Annotated in this window: 13 protein-coding genes; 2 read left to right on the forward strand and 11 right to left on the reverse strand. The window is 72.0% G+C overall.

The annotated features are described in order from the left end of the window. Window positions 1-2: 2 nt before the first annotated feature. Both AW270_RS18185 and AW270_RS18190 read left to right on the forward strand, forming a co-directional pair. Window positions 3-404 (forward strand): arsenate reductase ArsC, encoded by a 402-nt coding sequence (locus tag AW270_RS18185; protein WP_061295638.1) that lies wholly within the window; start codon window positions 3-5, stop codon window positions 402-404. Window positions 405-605: 201 nt separating this feature from the next. Beyond that, entirely contained in the window at window positions 606-4,043 is a 3,438-nt protein-coding gene (locus AW270_RS18190) for a phosphodiester glycosidase family protein (RefSeq protein ID WP_082801632.1), read from the forward strand. A 270-nt stretch (window positions 4,044-4,313) separates the two neighbouring features. Here AW270_RS18190 and AW270_RS18195 read toward each other — a convergent pair whose 3' ends face one another. The 11 genes from AW270_RS18195 to AW270_RS18245 form a co-directional block, all read right to left on the reverse strand. Next, a complete protein-coding gene (locus tag AW270_RS18195) occupies window positions 4,314-4,610 on the reverse strand; it encodes a hypothetical protein (RefSeq protein ID WP_061295647.1) in 297 nt (98 codons plus the stop codon). Window positions 4,611-4,730: 120 nt separating this feature from the next. Beyond that, window positions 4,731-5,741 carry an endonuclease/exonuclease/phosphatase family protein gene (locus AW270_RS18200; protein ID WP_061295652.1) on the reverse strand — a complete coding sequence of 337 codons (1,011 nt, stop codon included), beginning with the start codon at window positions 5,739-5,741 and terminating at the stop codon, window positions 4,731-4,733. Continuing rightward, window positions 5,738-6,754, reverse strand: coding sequence for a glycosyltransferase family 2 protein (locus AW270_RS18205; RefSeq protein ID WP_061295655.1), 1,017 nt, complete (start codon window positions 6,752-6,754; stop codon window positions 5,738-5,740). Before AW270_RS18205 ends, AW270_RS18200 begins: the two co-directional genes overlap by 4 nt. Before the next feature lie 4 nt (window positions 6,755-6,758). Continuing rightward, window positions 6,759-7,967 (reverse strand): endonuclease/exonuclease/phosphatase family protein, encoded by a 1,209-nt coding sequence (locus AW270_RS18210; protein WP_061295659.1) that lies wholly within the window; start codon window positions 7,965-7,967, stop codon window positions 6,759-6,761. Beyond that, on the reverse strand, window positions 7,964-8,929 hold the full coding sequence (locus tag AW270_RS18215; RefSeq protein WP_218009262.1) for a class I SAM-dependent methyltransferase: 966 nt from the start codon (window positions 8,927-8,929) through the stop codon (window positions 7,964-7,966). Before AW270_RS18215 ends, AW270_RS18210 begins: the two co-directional genes overlap by 4 nt. Next, window positions 8,926-9,867 carry a lysylphosphatidylglycerol synthase domain-containing protein gene (locus AW270_RS18220; protein ID WP_169807330.1) on the reverse strand — a complete coding sequence of 314 codons (942 nt, stop codon included), beginning with the start codon at window positions 9,865-9,867 and terminating at the stop codon, window positions 8,926-8,928. Before AW270_RS18220 ends, AW270_RS18215 begins: the two co-directional genes overlap by 4 nt. Then, complete coding sequence (locus AW270_RS18225) at window positions 9,864-10,871, reverse strand: glycosyltransferase family 2 protein (RefSeq protein WP_061295664.1); 1,008 nt, start codon at window positions 10,869-10,871, stop codon at window positions 9,864-9,866. The genes AW270_RS18220 and AW270_RS18225 overlap by 4 nt, the downstream gene beginning before the upstream one ends. Next, complete coding sequence (locus AW270_RS18230) at window positions 10,868-11,818, reverse strand: glycosyltransferase family 2 protein (RefSeq protein WP_245674754.1); 951 nt, start codon at window positions 11,816-11,818, stop codon at window positions 10,868-10,870. Before AW270_RS18230 ends, AW270_RS18225 begins: the two co-directional genes overlap by 4 nt. 10 nt (window positions 11,819-11,828) lie before the next feature. After that, window positions 11,829-12,770: a UbiA prenyltransferase family protein gene (locus AW270_RS18235; protein WP_061295669.1), complete on the reverse strand. Its 942-nt coding sequence runs from the start codon at window positions 12,768-12,770 to the stop codon at window positions 11,829-11,831. 11 nt (window positions 12,771-12,781) lie between these two features. Further along, entirely contained in the window at window positions 12,782-13,786 is a 1,005-nt protein-coding gene (locus AW270_RS18240; RefSeq protein WP_061295671.1) for an NAD-dependent epimerase/dehydratase family protein, read from the reverse strand. Continuing rightward, a complete protein-coding gene (locus AW270_RS18245; RefSeq protein ID WP_061295675.1) occupies window positions 13,774-15,183 on the reverse strand; it encodes an aspartate aminotransferase family protein in 1,410 nt (469 codons plus the stop codon). Before AW270_RS18245 ends, AW270_RS18240 begins: the two co-directional genes overlap by 13 nt. Window positions 15,184-15,284 lie beyond the last annotated feature (101 nt).

Below are 15,284 nucleotides of genomic sequence, written 5' to 3' on the forward strand. Positions count from 1 at the left end.
ACATGCCCAGCGTCCTCTTCGTATGCGTGCACAACGCCGGACGTTCCCAGATGGCCGCCGGATGGCTGACCCACCTGGCCGGTGACCGGATCGAGGTCAGGTCAGCCGGATCGGCCCCCGCCGACAAGATCAACCCCGTCGCGATCGAGGCGATGCGCGAGGTCGGCATCGACATCTCCGACCAGCAGCCCAAGATCCTCACGGTCGATTCCGTGGAGGCCTCTGACGCCGTCATCACCATGGGCTGCGGCGACGTCTGCCCGATCTTCCCCGGCAAGCGCTACGAGGACTGGTCGCTCGACGACCCGACCGGGAAGACCGTCGAAGCCGTGCGGGACATCCGTGACGAGATCCGCACCCGCGTCGAGAAGCTCATCGCCGAACTTCTACCCGCGGCCGACTGACCTTTCGGGGAACAACTCCATCGAATATCTCACGGGCCGAGGAGGGGTGGCTGACGCCTCTTCCGCCAGGCTTCATTGGGTGCTCGTGGTGGCTTCACCAGCGCTTCTTCGGTGATCTCTTCAATCAGGTGCTTGTGCCCGTGATCCAACTGGGCGCAGCGGGGGCGTCGCCCCCGTGTCATCACGTGACCCGAGGTTCCGATGAAATCGATGGTCTCGAACCATCCACGCAAGAAGCTCCTGCTGGTGGCGCTCGCCGCGGCGACGACGCTTTCGGTCGCGCCCGCCGCGTACGCGGACGGCCCGCCCGCTCCGGTGACCGGCGGGATCCCGTTGGTCAACACGACCGAGAAGATCGGTCCGGGGATCGAGTTACAGCACGTCAAAGCGCTCGACCAGAAGGGCTGGTACGACGCACAGTTCCTCACCGTCGACCTGGCCGACGAAGCGGTCAGCACCGATCTGCTGACCGCCGGGCCGGTCGCCTTCGGCGGGCCGCTCAGTGTGGCCGCCAACAAGGCCGGCGCCGTCGCGGGTGTCAACGGCGAGTTCTTCGACATCGGGAACTCGAACGCGGCGCTCGGGGGCGAGGTCCAGAACGGGAAGCTCGTCAAGACCGCCGACATCGGCGGACGTCAGCACGTCGGCGTCAGCGGTGACGGTGTCGCCCAGCTCGTGAACCTCATGGTGAACGCGGCGGCGAACTTCGCGGGGGCGGACCACACGGTCCTTTCCGTCAACGCCGCGAACGGCGGTGGGGTCCCCGCTGACGGTCTGATCGCGTTCACGTCGGCGTGGGGTGACTACAGCCGCAACCGCGGGCTGACGGGGGTGGCCAACGACCAGATCGCCGAGGTGCTGGTCCGGAACGGCTCGGTCGTGTCGGTCACGCCGAACGGGCCCGCGGGCTCGGGGGTGATTCCCGAGAACGGGTTCTCCCTGGTCGGGCGCGGCGCCGCGGCGGCAGCGATCCGCGCGCTGCAGCCTGGCGAGCCGGTGACGCTCAGCTACGCGCTCGCCGACGACATCGCGAAGACGATGAAGTTCGCGCTCGGGCACGGCGGCACCATCGTCACCGGCGGCCAGGTCGTCGGCGGGCTCGACCCCTCGATCGCCCCGCGTACCGCGCTCGGGTTCAAGGACGGCGGTCGCACGCTGGTGCTCGCCACCTGGGACGGGCCGGGCGGCACCGGCAAGGGCGGTGTCGGGATCGACAAGGAGGCGCGTGATCTCGTCGCGCTGGGTGTGGAGACCGCGGTCAACCTCGACGGGGGCGGGTCGACCACGATGGTCGCCCGGGCGCTCGGCCAGGACGAGGCGACCGTCCGCAACGTCCCGTCCGACGGGCGCGAGCGCAACGACCCGAACGGTGTGGGGGTGTTCGTCGCGAAGGGCGACGGCAGGCTGCACGAGCTTCTCATCAGGCCCGGCGGCGATCTGAAGGTGTTCCCGGGGCTGCGTCTCCCCCTCTTCGCCGAGGGCGTGGACGATCATCAGACGCCGGTGGACGTCGATGCGGCGTCCGTGCGGTGGTCGGCTCGGGGGGCGTCCGTCGAGGGCGGGACGCTCGTGGCGCCGGCCAAGCCGAACGGGCGGATCACCGTCGACGCGCGGGTTGGTCCCGTGGTGGCCAAGCCCGCGAAGGTGACGGTCCTCGACCCGGTCAGCAGCGTCGAGTTGTCGTCGCAGCGCCTGTCGATCGCCGAGGCGACGCCCGCCCACGCGGTCACCGTCTCCGTGACCGGCCGCGACGGCCAGGGGTACACGGCCCCGATCGACCCCCGGGACCTCGCGCTCGACTACGACCACGACGTCGTCGGCATCCAGTCCGTGGACGGCAAGCTGAAGATCACCCCGCTCACCGCAGCGGGCACGATCCTCACGGTCTCGGTCGGCGGCGCGTCGGTCCAGCTCCCGATCACGGTCGGGGTCGAGACCAGGACGGTCTACGACTTCGACGACGACGTGCTCACCCGCTGGCGCAACAACAGCACCGCGGCCACGACGTTCTCGGCGGACCCCGACGGTCTGCGGATCGACTTCGCCGCGATGCGCAACGTGGGCGTCACCGCCGCGTCGGCGGCCCGGCGCGTCCCCGTGCCCGGTCAGCCGTTGCGGGTGCGGATGCGGATCAAGTCGAGCATCGCCGTGCCGAACGGCCTGACCTACCTGGCCTACACCGACGCGGCCGGGAAGGCCGCCGGCGTCTACGGGACCGCGCTGACCGCGAGCGACGACTGGCAGTACGCGTCGTTCACGATGCCGGCGAACACGGCGTTCCCGATCTCGATCTCGGGCTTCCAGGGCATCAACACGAGCGTCCCCCAGCAGAAGGCGGGCACGTTCGTCCTGGACCGCGTCGAGGCCGACGTCCCGACGTCGATCGACCTGCCCGCCCAGCCCGGCCTGCGGCCCGACCCGCTCGTCTCCGACGACGGGTCGCTGCCCGAGGGGCCCGGCACGTGGCGGTTCGCCACTCTCTCGGACGTGCAGTTCACGGCCGACAACCCGGCGCTGACCCAGGTCGCGACGGCCGCCGTCAGGCGGATCCGCGAGACCGAGCCCGACCTGATCGTCCTGAACGGTGACATCACCGACCGCGGCCTGCCGCAGGACCTCACGCTGGCCCGCCAGGTGCTCACCGACGCCGGGTGTGACCTCGTCGCGGTCGGCCAGGAGCCGGCCGCGAAGAGCACACCGGACTCCGTCCCCTGCTACTACGTGCCGGGCAACCACGAGTCCTACGGTCTCGACAACGTCCAGTCCGACCTGACGAACTTCACCAAGGAGTTCGGCCGGCCCTACCGGACCTTCGACCACAAGGGCACGCGGTTCATCCTGCTCGCCAGCTCGCTCGGGTCGCTGCGCTCGTCGGCGTGGGAGCAGCTCCCGATGCTGCGGCAGGCGCTCGGCGACGCCGAGAAGGACGAGTCGGTGCGCAACGTCGTGGTGTTCGCCCACCACCCGGTGGACGACCCCGCCGAGACCGACGCCAGTCAGCTCGGCGACCGCGACGAGGTCGCGCTCGTCGAGAACCTGCTCACGGACTTCCGTGACGCCACGGGCAAGGGCACCGCGATGGTCGGCTCCCACGCCCAGATCGCCGACGTCCACCGCCTCGAAGGCGTGCAGTACATGGTGCTGCCGTCGTCGGGCAAGGACCCCTACGGCACGCCGGACCGCGGCGGTTTCACCGGGTGGGTCAACTGGTCGGTCGACTCGCGGCGGGACGCGGACAAGCAGTGGATCGAGGCCGAGGTGCGCGCCTTCGCGCAGTCGATCACGCTCACCACCCCCGGCTCGCTCAAGGTGGACGAGACGGCGCAGCTCTCGGGCAGCATCGTGCAGCCGTCGGGCGTGTCGGCGGGCACGCGGGTGGTGCCATTGCGCTACCCGATGTCGGTGGCCTGGAGCGGCTCGTCCAACCTGGCGATCGGCAGCGGGCAGGACGCCGTCGACACGGCCCTCCGCAAGGGCAGGGTCGCGATCCTCGACCCCCGGACCCGGACGCTCACCGCGCTGAACCCCGGCACGGTGACCGTGACGGTGACGAACGACTCGATGCGCGCCTACACCGACGACAGTTCGCTCGCGCCGATCACGACGTCGAAGACCATCCAGGTCCTGCCCGGCAAGTGACCGTCACCAATATCGGCCCGCGGATCGGCTCCTGAGCGGTCCGAACGGCCTGGCTGAGGGCGAGCACCCACGTGCTCGCCCTCAGTGCTGCCCGGCCGGCTCACGCGATCGCGACGCCATCCGGCTCTGAGGTGAACTGACAAGTCCCAGCCGGATTCGGCATTCGCAGGAAATCGAACGCCGGTCTCCGGCGCCTTTCCTGACGGAGGTCACTCAATGAATGCGGAGCGCGGTGGCGGAAATCGGTGCGCCTGTACGGCGCAGGCTTGGTCAGTCGACGCACATCGCGTTGTGCGTGGACTGGAAGACCCACGTCCCGCCGCCTGGCGAGACATAGGTCTGCGTGGTGGCGTAGGTCCCGGCGTCGCAGTCATGGCCGGCCGCGAGGACGGCCGCCCTGGCCCGCTGCTGGGCCGCCGCGAACCCGGCCGCGTAGGTGCTGCCCGCCCCCACGGCGGTGGCGCTGCGGGGAGTGTCATAGCCGTCGGCGTGTGCGGCCACGGGCGCGGTCGCCAGGCCCGCCGCCACTGCCGCTGCGACGAGGCAGAGCCGCGTGACTTCTCGCATGATTCTCCTCCAGGGACGGATCATTCGACCGCCTGAGGATAAATTTCCGCCGGACCGAGGCGAAGACGCCATTGTCCGGCATTCGGTTCATCATGCTGTTTCTCGTGGGGGGCGTGTAATTTACATGCGGCCGACGCTGATCGTCAGTGATTGGGCGCGGTGGTCGGAAAGGCCGCGCGGGTCCCGCAGTTCGCTCGTGTGGACGTTCAGCCCCCTCGTGAAGGTCCAGTCGAGCTGCCACAGCGGCAGCACGCCCGCGTACCACGACGTCGGGTAGATCGAGCGGTTCGCCGTGTTGGCGCTCGTGAGCCGGTCGAACAGGGGACGCAGCTCGCCCATCGCCCCGGTGCTGTTGAAGTCGCCGCTGACCAGGGCGGCGGAGGGGTTGGCGGCGAGGTCGGCCAGCAGGGCGCCGAACTGGGCGTCGCGCCGCTCGCCCCTGCTGCGGAGCTCGGTGTGGAAGGAGGCCGTGAACGGGTTCTCGTTCAAGACGTACTGGGCCGGGATGTGGACGTTGTAGACCGACAGCGTCGAGGCGCCGATCCGCAGGTCGGTGCGGAGGATCTTGGCGAGGTCGAAGGCCGCCTGCCAGGAGGGGCCGCCCGGATCGACGACCGGGCGCGCGGCCACGACGGGGAACCGGGACAGCGTGACGAGTTCCCCTGCGGCGGCGACGTGGTAGCCGGGGAACTCCCGCCGCAGGGCCGCCAGGTCGGCGACCTCGCGGGGGCGGTCGCCGACCCAGTTCAGGTACTCCTGCAACACGTAGACGTCGGCGCGCTGGTCGGTGAGGAAGCGGTAGAAGGCCCGGGGGTCGTCGTCCTGATGCCAGTATTCGGTGTTCCACGAGAAGACCCGGACCGCCCCGGGCGGCGGCGGGCCGCCCGGGGCGATCAGAGCGGCGGGGTTGAGGCCGCCGTGGGTGGCGCCCAGCACGAGCGACCCCGCCGCCAGGAGGGCCGCCCGGCCCCGGCACCCGGCCACGGCCAGGAGGGTCAGCGGGACGGCCAGGTAGAGGGCGGGCGGGATCAGGTCGGGGATCAGCCAGAGCCAGAACCGGCCCGTGAGCAGGTGGTGGAGGATCACGAAGCCCAGCCAGACGGCGGAGGCGATCCCGGCCGCCTTCCTCAACGGGCCGGCTCGGGGGTGCGGGCGTCGTACAGGCGCCGGAAGGAGGGGGAGGCCAGCCACTGGAGGGCGCCGGTCGCGACGCCCGCGAGGATGGCGAGGCCGACCACGAAGTGGACGGCGACGAAGTAGGCGCCGAAGAGCGGGCACTTGCGGGCGAAGACGAACCGGAACATCCCGGCGTCGCCGAGCGCCCAGGCGGCCAGGGACAGGGCCGGCAGGGCCGCCCACCACGGGCCCAGCAGGAACGGGACGGGGAGGGTGACGACGGCGAGCGCCGCCGCCAGGGAGGCGAGGGCCCGCGCGGGGGTCTCGTAGCCCTGGGCGAAGCGGCGTTGCCGCGCGTAGAGGGGGACGCGCAGGCGGCCGCGCTGGAACAGTTTGCGCAGCAGCGTCGGGAGTTCGCGGTCGTGGCCCATGCGCCCTCGGATGGCGCGCGTGATCCGCACCCGGTAATGATCGCTGAGACGCCTGCCGTAGTCGACCTCCTCGGTGTGGCGGAGATCCGGGTTGAACTCGCCGGTCTCGCGGAACACCGGGGCGCGGATGGCGAACATGGCCGACCACAGGAACGACACCTCGCCCTCGGACGCGATCGACCAGTAGTGGTGCTGGTGGGCGCGGTAGTCCTCGACCCTGGTGGAGCGGATCAGCGGGTCGGGGTCCTCGATGCCGCAGACCGCGCCGAGCGCCGGGTCGGCGGCCAGCATCGCCACCCCCGTGGCGACCGCGTCGGGGGCCAGGGCGACGTCGGAGTCGACGAAGAACAGGATCTCCCCGTTGGCGTGGGCGGCGCCGAGGTTCCTGGCCACGGCGGGGCCGCTGTTGCCGGGGGTGCGGACCACCGGCACGCCCATCGACGCGGCGACGGCGGCCGAGCCGTCGATGCTGCAGTCGTCCACGACGACGACCTCCAGCGGGGTGTGGGTCTGCTCCCGGATCGCCGTCAGGACCAGCGGGAGGAACCGGGCGTGGTTGTAGGTCGGGACGATGACGGTGACCAAGGGGGAATCCATCGGTTCACACCTCCGAGATGAGCAGCTCTTGCAGGTGGTGGGTGGACAGGCCGTCCGGCGCGTGCAGCTCGTAGTCGTGGACGGCCAGCTCCGGGGAGGTGAAGGTCCAGTCCATGCGCCACAGGCGCAGACCGGCGAAGGACAGGGTCGCCGGGAGGAGCGGGCCCTGGGCCGCCGTCAGGCCGTCGAGGGCGCGCAGGTGGCCCATGCCGGGCAGGGCGTTGAAGTTGCCGGAGGCCACGACCGGGTTGGGGTTGCGGCCGAGGTCGGCGGCGAGCGCGTCGAACTGCGCCCGCCGGGCGTCGTCGAGGGACGCGATGGCCTGGTAGAAGCGCGGGGACAGGGGGCTGGCGCTCAGGTAGAGCATGTCGAACAGGTGCACGTTGTAGACCGAGACGGTCCGCCCGCCGATGGCGAGGTCCGTGCGCAGCGCGGCATGCCGCCAGTTCGGCGCGTACGGGTTGGGCGCCTCCCCCACCGCCGACTGCCCGGCCACCGGGAAGCGGGAGAGGGTGAGCAGGCCGTCGAGGGTCGCGACGTGGTGGCCGGGGAACTCGCGCCGCAACAGGTCGGCGTCGTCGATCGGGGTGGGCGCGCCGGGGCCGCAGCCCGAGTGCTCCTGGAGCAGGTAGACGTCGGCCCGCCACTTCTTGAGGTAGCGCAGGAACCGTTCGGCGTCGTCGTCGGTGTCCCAGCAGTAGGTGTCCCAGGAGACGACCCGCACCGCGTCGCGCGGCACCGGGGCGCCGCCCCCGCCGAGGTGCACGCCCGCCTGGGTCGCGCCCAGCGCCAGCGCCCCGGCGGCGAGGGCCGCCGTCCACCAGCGGGTCCGTCCGCCCAGCGGCGCGGACAGCAGCAGGGCCGCCGGGATCACCACGAACAGCAGCGGCGGGACGACCAGGTCGGGGACGACCCAGAGCCAGGTCCGGCCACTCAGCGCCGAGCGCGCCACGACGAGGGCCAGCGCCGCCGCCGCCAGGCTGACCAGCGCCCGTTCGCGCCGCGACGGCAACCGCCACCGCAGCGCGACCATCGGCACGGCCGCGACCACCAGCAGCGGAACGGCGAAGAACACCACCAGCGGCGCGCCGCCGCCCCACCACCAGAAGTCCCCGCTCAGCCAGTTGACGACCGTGACCGCCAGCCAGGCCACCGGCACGGCGACCACCGCCCACCGGACGACCCGGACCGCCCCGGGAGCATCGAGCATCATGCCCGCCGGAACCAGAACGAGGCGGGCAGGTAGTGCTGGGTGACGCCGAGCCTGTCCCACAGGGGTCGCAGCAGGCCGCGCAGCTCCGGGTCGTGCTGGACGAACGCGCTGGGGAGTTCGACGTCGTACCGGCCGGGGTCGCCGAGCAGGAAGGCGGCCAGCAGGTACTGCTCCGAGTAGTGCCGCCAGCGCCACTCGGGCGGGTAGTCGAAGGGGAGCATGATGTCGTGCAGGTGCACCAGCACGCCGGGCGGCAGCAGCGGGAGCACCTCGAAGAAGAACACCGTCACGTCGGAGCCCATGAGAACCCGGTGGGAGCCGTCGAGGAAGACGACGTCGCCGGGTTCGAGGCCGGTGAAGACGCTCAGGTCGGCGCGTTCGAGCGGGCTGCGGACCACCACGTCGCAGAGGGCGTCGACGTTCGCGCGGGGGGCCGGGTCGATCGAGGTGATCCGGGTGCGCAGGCCGTGGTCTGCGATGGCGCGGCGGGCGAACTTGGTGGAGTTGCCCGAGCCGATCTCGACGTACCGGGCGGGGTCGGTCTCGGTGAGCAGGCCGTAGAGGCCGAGGGCGTCCAGCGGGGGCAGCCAGCCGTTGTCCCAGTAGGGCGTGGTGCCCGACGGCCGGTCGCGGACGGGGATCGCGGCCAGCGCGCCGGCCAGGTCCGCGAACCTGGTCAGGCGGTCGGCGTAGCGGTCGCGGTTGCGGTCGATCAGGGCGGACAGCTCGCCGTGCGCGGGCCTGCCGTGGCCGAACCTCGGCTCGGGGTCGATCGGGTGGTCGATGAAGATCGGGCGGCGCAGCCCGAAGGCCGACAGCACGGCCCCGTGCACGCCGGGGTGCCGTTCGAGCCACGCGAACGGCCGGTCGGCGAACGGCACGGCGCTGATCATCCGCAGCAGCGCCCCCGACACCGGCCCGGCCGGAACCTGCCGGGTCAGGTGCTTGAGCTGAGACGTCATGACGACACTCCTTCGGCGAGAGGGGCGATACGGGTCCGGGACAGCGCCGCCAGGACGACGGCGGTCGACACGACGTCGACGACGGTGATCAGCACGCGGCTCAGCGCGACCAGGGTGATCAGGCCCGGCCCGGTCAGCAGGGTGGCGAGGGTGAGCCCGAGCACGACCTCGCGCGGGCCGAGCCCCGACGGCATGACGAGGGTGAAGATCCCGGCCACGGTGGAGAGCGCGAACCCGCCGATCCCCACCGACAGCGCCCCGGCGGGCGAGGCCCCGAGCGCGACGGCGAGCACGCCGACGTGCAGCCCGCTGATCAGCCAGCCGACGGACAGCAGCCCGGTGACGGTGAGCAGCGTGCGCCGTCCCGGCAGGGTCACCGGCTCTCCCCCGCCCCGGCGCAGCACCCGCTGGGCCGTGCCGAGCAGCCGTTCCAGCAGGCGCGGCGCCAGCAGCGGGACGAGCGAGGCGCCCAGGAGCGGCAGCAGCACCCACCAGACCGGCCCGGCGGCCACCAGCCACGGCAGCGCGATCAGCCCCACCAGCAGCCCGGACACCACGCCGAGCCCCTGCGTGGCCACGAACGCGCCGGCCAGCCGGGCGGGCGGCGCTCCGAGCGGCCGGGCCATGGCCGCGTGGGCGACGGCCGGCCAGACCCCGCCGGGCAGATACCGGGTGATCCCGGCCAGGAAGAAGACGCGGGCCGCGACCGGCAGCGTCAGCCGGGTGCCCAGCCCGGCGAGCAGCAGCCGCCAGGCGAAGAACCCGGGCAGTCCGCCGACCGCCGCGAGCACGGCGGCCAGGGCAGATGTCGACCAGCCGACCTGGCGCAGGCTGTCGCCGACGCCGTGCCGGACCCGCCAGAGCTGCCAGCCGAGGAAGGCCAGCACGAGCACGACGGCGGCCCAGCGCAGGAGGGCGAACACGCGTCCCCGGGTCACGCGGGCACCCGGGCGTACAGGCGGCGGAAGGAGCGGGAGGTGAGCCACTGGAGGATGCCGACGCCCGCGCCGGCGGCGATGGTCAGGTTGATCAGGAAGTGCATGGCGGCGAAGTAGAGCGCGAAGGCCAGGCCACGGCTGGAGAGCACGAACCGGTACATCCGGCGGTCGATCCAGAACCACGACAGCAGCAGCAGGGCGGGCAGGACGGCGGTCCAGGCCAGGCCGGTGAGCAGGGGCACCGGGAGGGTGGCCGCGCTGAGGGCGGCGGCCAGGCTGGCGCCGGACTCCGGCGAGCCGACCACGCCGGCGGCGTACCGGCGCTGCAGGAAGAACGGCACGTGCACGCGGGTGCGGGTGAAGACCTTCCAGAGCGCGGTGCGCACCTGGGCGTCGTCGTCGTGCCGGCCGCGCACGGCCGAGGTGAGCATCACCGTGTAGCCGCGGTCGGTGAGGCGTTCGCCCACGTCGGCGCCCTCCGACTGGGTGAGCGCGTCGGTCCACGGGCCGACCTCGGCCCAGACGCGGGCCGGGAAGGCGATGATGGCGACCGGCAGGAAGCCGGTGATCGGGCCCTCGGCGACCAGGTACCAGTAGTGGCGGTAGAGGTTGCGGTACTCGCGCACCAGGCTGACCCGGTTGAGCGGGATCGCCTCGTAGTTGCCGCAGACCGCGCCGATCGCGGGGTCGGCCGCCAGGATCGAGACCGCCTCGGCGACGGCGTCGGGGGCGAGGGCGACGTCGGAGTCGAGGAAGAACAGGATCTCGCCCCTGGCGTGCTCGACGCCGAGGTTGCGGGCGACGGACACGCCGCCGTTGCGGGGGGTGCTGAGCGGCTCGATCCCCAGGGCGCGGGCGACGGCCACGGAGTCGTCGGTGCTGCAGTCGTCCACCAGGACGATCTCCACGTCGGGGTAGGTCTGCGCGCGGACCGCCTCCAGGCACTGGCCGAGCACGTATCCGTAGTTGTAGTTGGGGATGATCACGGAGACCAGCGGTCTCATGAGTCACCGGCCTTTCTGGGGAGCATTCCGGCCGCCGCCCCGGCGAGCAGGGCCGTGTGGACGAGGAAGTGCACCGCGACGAAGTAGACGAGGAAGGCGGGCCCGCGCTCGCGCCAGACGAACCGGGCCAGCGGCGGGTCCGCGAACGCGAACGCGAGCAGGAAGAACGCGGGCAGCAGCGGGGCGAAGGGGCCGAGCGGGAGGGTGGCGAGGGTGAGCGCGGCGGCGAGGATCCCGCTCACCCGGTTGACCACGAGCGCGTCCTTGCGCAGGCGGTTGCGGGCCGACCGGCGCAGCAGCCGGGCCCGCCGGAACTGCTCGGCGAGCAGCGGCAGCAGCCGGTCGGCCTCGTCGTGGCGGCCGGTGATCGCGCCGGACAGCCGGATGCGGTGACCGGCCAGCAGCCGTTCGCTGTACTCGTCGTCCTCGGCCGCGCGCAGGGTGACGTCGAACGGGCCGACCTCCTCGAACACCGTCCGGGGCAGGGCGGCGAGGGCGAAGACCGCCGTCGCCGTCGGGCCCGCCCCACGGCTGAGCGCGTGGTGCAGGTGCAGGGTGCGGTAGACCTCGACGGGGCCGTCGTCGATGAGCGGCTCCCGGTCGTACACGCCGTAGACGCAGCCGCAGCCGGGGTCGGCGGCGAGCAGGCGCACGGCGGCGGCCACCGCGTCGGGCGCGAGCGCGACGTCGGAGTCGAGGAAGAACAGGATCTCGCCGCTCGCCCGCGCCGCCCCGCTGTTGCGGGCCGCCGACACCCCTTGGTTGTACGGCTGCCGCACCACCACGCAGGGATACTCGGCGGCCGTCTCGGCGGTGCCGTCGGTGCTGGCGTCGTCGACGACGATCACTTCGAGGGGACGGTGGGTCTGGGCCAGCGCCGAGGCCAGGCAGAGCCGGAGGGTCTTGGCGGCGTTGTAGGCCGGGATGACGACGGACACGAGGGTCATCGGGTCTCCTTCAGCGCAGCAGGGCGGCGGCCAGCGCGGGGTTGCGGGCCAGCACGAAGGCGGTCCCCAGGACGATCGCCAGGCAGAGCGCGGTGACGGCGAGTCCCCGGTCGCCGAGCAGGCCGCGCACCGGGTCACCGCCCCCGCCGTCGACGAGCACCACCTGGAGGTAGCGGAACAGCGCGTAGAGCACGAACGGCGTGGCCAGCACCAGCGCCCCAGGTCCGTAGGGCCCGAGCGGCGCCTCGGTCCGCACGTAGACGAGCCCGGCGACGGCCGACAGCACGGCGGCGAACTGGAGGAGGTGGTCGGTGAGCTCGACCGAGTAGCCGCGCAGCGCGGGCCGGTGGTCCGGGCCGCTCTCCAGCAGCTCCCGGCGGCGCTTGCCGACGATCAGCAGCAGCGACAGCGAGAACACCGTCACCACCAGCCATCCCGAGATCGGCGCCCCGATCGCGGCGTACCCGCCGACGACCCGCAGCACGAACCCCAGCGCGACCGCGCCGACGTCGACCAGCGGCACGTGCTTGAGCGACCGGCTGTAGGCCACGTTGAGCACCAGGTAGGCCAGCAGCGGCCAGTAGGGCCGGCCCGGTCCGGCCGCGGCGATCAGCGCGAGCAGCGCCACGAGCAGGGTCCGGTAGAGGTGGGCGGCCCGCACCGAGACCCGCCCGGCGGCGATCGGCCGGTGCCGTTTGACCGGATGCAGCCGGTCCCGGTGCCGGTCGGCCAGGTCGTTGCCGATGTAGACACAGGCCCCGGCCAGGACGAACCCGGCCACCGCCCAGGCCGCCTGGGCGAGCGCGGTGAGGGTCCAGTGGCCTGCCTCCAGCAGGGGCAGCGGCACCAGCAGCAGGCTCTTGACGCTGTGCAGCGGCCGGAGCAGCGCGAGCAGGTCGCCGATCCGGCCCGGCCGCGCGCGGGTGGCGAGATCCGCCTCGATGACACCCATCGCGGCGGCCCTCAGAAGAGGAACTTGACGAGGGACAGGGCGCCCTGCCGCCAGGCGTCCCGGCTGGTGCGCCCGGCGGCCCTGGTCCGGGCGTGCTCCCGCCACCACGCGTAGGCGCCGAGGATGGCGTCCCGGTTGGAGTGGCGCGGCGCGAAGCCGAGCCGGTCGCGCGCCCTGGCGATGTCCACGTAGGAGTCGTCGAGCAGCTTGTAGAGCAGCCGGTCGTACACCGGGGACAGGCCGGTGCGGCCGAGCGTCCTGAGCACCGCGAGCGCCGGCCCGGCCGGCACCGAGCGCACCCGCCTGCCGTGCCCGGCGGCGTCGAGCACGGCCTGGAAGTCCTCGCGCAGGGTGGCGAACTCGGCGGCGGCGATGTTGTAGGTGTCGTTCGCGACGTCGTCGGGCGCGTCCAGGACCAGCAGGATCGCGTCGACCAGGTCGTCGATGGCGAGCATCTGGATGCGCGCGCCGCCCTTCCCGAGGATCGGGAAGCCGTGGCCCTCCTCCGCCCATTCGAAGAGCATCGCGAACAGGCCCATCCGCCCGGGACCGAGGAAGGTCTTCGGCCGGACGACGGGCACGCACAGCCCATCGGCCCGGAACTTCTCCGCGACCTCCTCGGCGGCGGCCTTGGCCCTGCTGTAGGGATCGACGGGTTCGCGGGGGTGGTCCTCCGGGGTGGGGACCAGCTTGGGCAGGCCGTACACGGCGGTGGACGAGATGTGCACCACGCGCGCGACCCCGGCGTCCCGGGCGGCGGTCAGCACGCTGCGGGTGCCCTCGACGATGACGCTGTGGATCTCGGCGTCGGGGTAGCTGGGCAGCGCCGAGGCGCAGTGGACGACGGCGTCGGCGCCCTGGAACAGCTCCGTCATGCGCGCGGTGTCGCGGATGTCGGCGGCCTCGCCGTCGGCCGGGTTCAGGTCGACGCCGAGGGCCGGGCGGCCCGTCTCGTGGAGGCGGCGGAGCAGGGTCGAGCCCAGCATGCCCGCGCTGCCCGTGACTACGATCCCCATCGCGGCGCCACCTTCTCCTTGACGAATCGGGTCGTCAGCCGGAGCAGTCCCTGCGCGAGGGTCCGGTCGAGGCTGTCGAGGAAGTACTCCACGTCGGCCGGCTCCACCACGAGCGGCGGGGCGGCGACCAGCGGGTTGGCGCCGTTGAGGGTGTAGTAGGCGTAGACGCCGTGGTCACGGTAGAGGGCGTCGATCACGGCGCAGGTGATCAGCTTGACCCGGAAGTTGGGGTCGCGGGCCAGCCCGACGGGGGCCAGCCTCGCCACCCGGTCGAGGAGCTTCGGGCCGCCGTCCAGGAAGATCCCGTAGAGTGCGCCGGCCCCCCTGACCTGGGCCACCGTGTCCGGGTAGGTCTTCCTGATCCGGTCGAGGCCGGGGGCGAGGACCCGCTCGATCGCGCGGGCGCGGGCCGGGTAGTCGTCCTCGACGGCGATGTTGACCGCTTCGAGGGCGGTGGCGGTCTCCTCGCCGAACCCGTAGTAGGTGGTGCTGGTGCTGTTCATCAGGGAGTCGCCGAGGTTGTCGTAGGCCCTGCGGAACACCGGCTCGCGGGCGATGTAGGCGGAGATGGACGACTTGCCGCCGCCGAACGACTTCGAGGTGGTGACGACGTCGGGGACCAGGCCGGGGTAGCGCATGAAGTGGAAGAGGCTGCCGGTCTTGCCCCAGCCGGTGTAGATCTCGTCGAAGATGAGGACGATGTCGTGGGCGTCGCAGAGCTCGCGCAGCCCGCGCAGGAACTCCTCCGAGCAGGCCGTCATGGTCGACGCGCTGAACGGCTCGATCAGGATCGCGTAGACGTCCTTCCCGGCCAGTCTCCGGACGGCGTCGAGGTCGCCGTACGGGAAGACCTCCACGCCCGGGATGCCGGGAAAGGTGAAGTTCTGGTGGGCCCCGGTGAGGCTGCCGGAGCCGAGCAGCCTGCCGTGGAAGGCGATGTCGGCGCGCAGGATCCGGTGCCGTCGCCCGCGATGGTACTTGTAGGCGAGTTTCACCGCCCCCTCCACCGCCTCGGCACCTGAATTGGGAAAGAAGGACATGTTCAGATCGCCCGGCAGCAGTTGGGCGAGATTGTGGCCGAGCGCGGCGACGTACGGAGAGAAATAGGTCTTGTGCACCTCCATCCGCTGAAGGTCCTGGAACCTTTTTCGGGCGGCCAGGATCCGGGGGTGATTGTGGCCGTGGTTGAGCACGCCGACGCCGCCGGTGAAGTCGAGGATCCGCCGGCCGGACCGGGTCCAGAGCCACGCCCCCTCGGCCCGTTCGACCAGTTCACGGCCGAAGCCGAACGAGGTCATCAGGGACACCTGGCTGCGGTTGACGTGCCGGCGGTAGAGGTCGTGGACGTGTTCCGGGGTGAGCCGCTCGCATGCGTCGACGCTGATCAGATCAGACATGCGGCCACTTTGCGGGTGATCCATAAAGGACGGGTAAAGGCGCGACTTGACAGAGTTCGGAAATTCTGTCCGGAAACCCGGTTTGTGTAGGGCGCGAAATC

The organism is Herbidospora cretacea (genome assembly GCF_001570605.1).
Classification (GTDB): Bacteria; Actinomycetota; Actinomycetes; order Streptosporangiales; family Streptosporangiaceae; genus Herbidospora; species Herbidospora cretacea.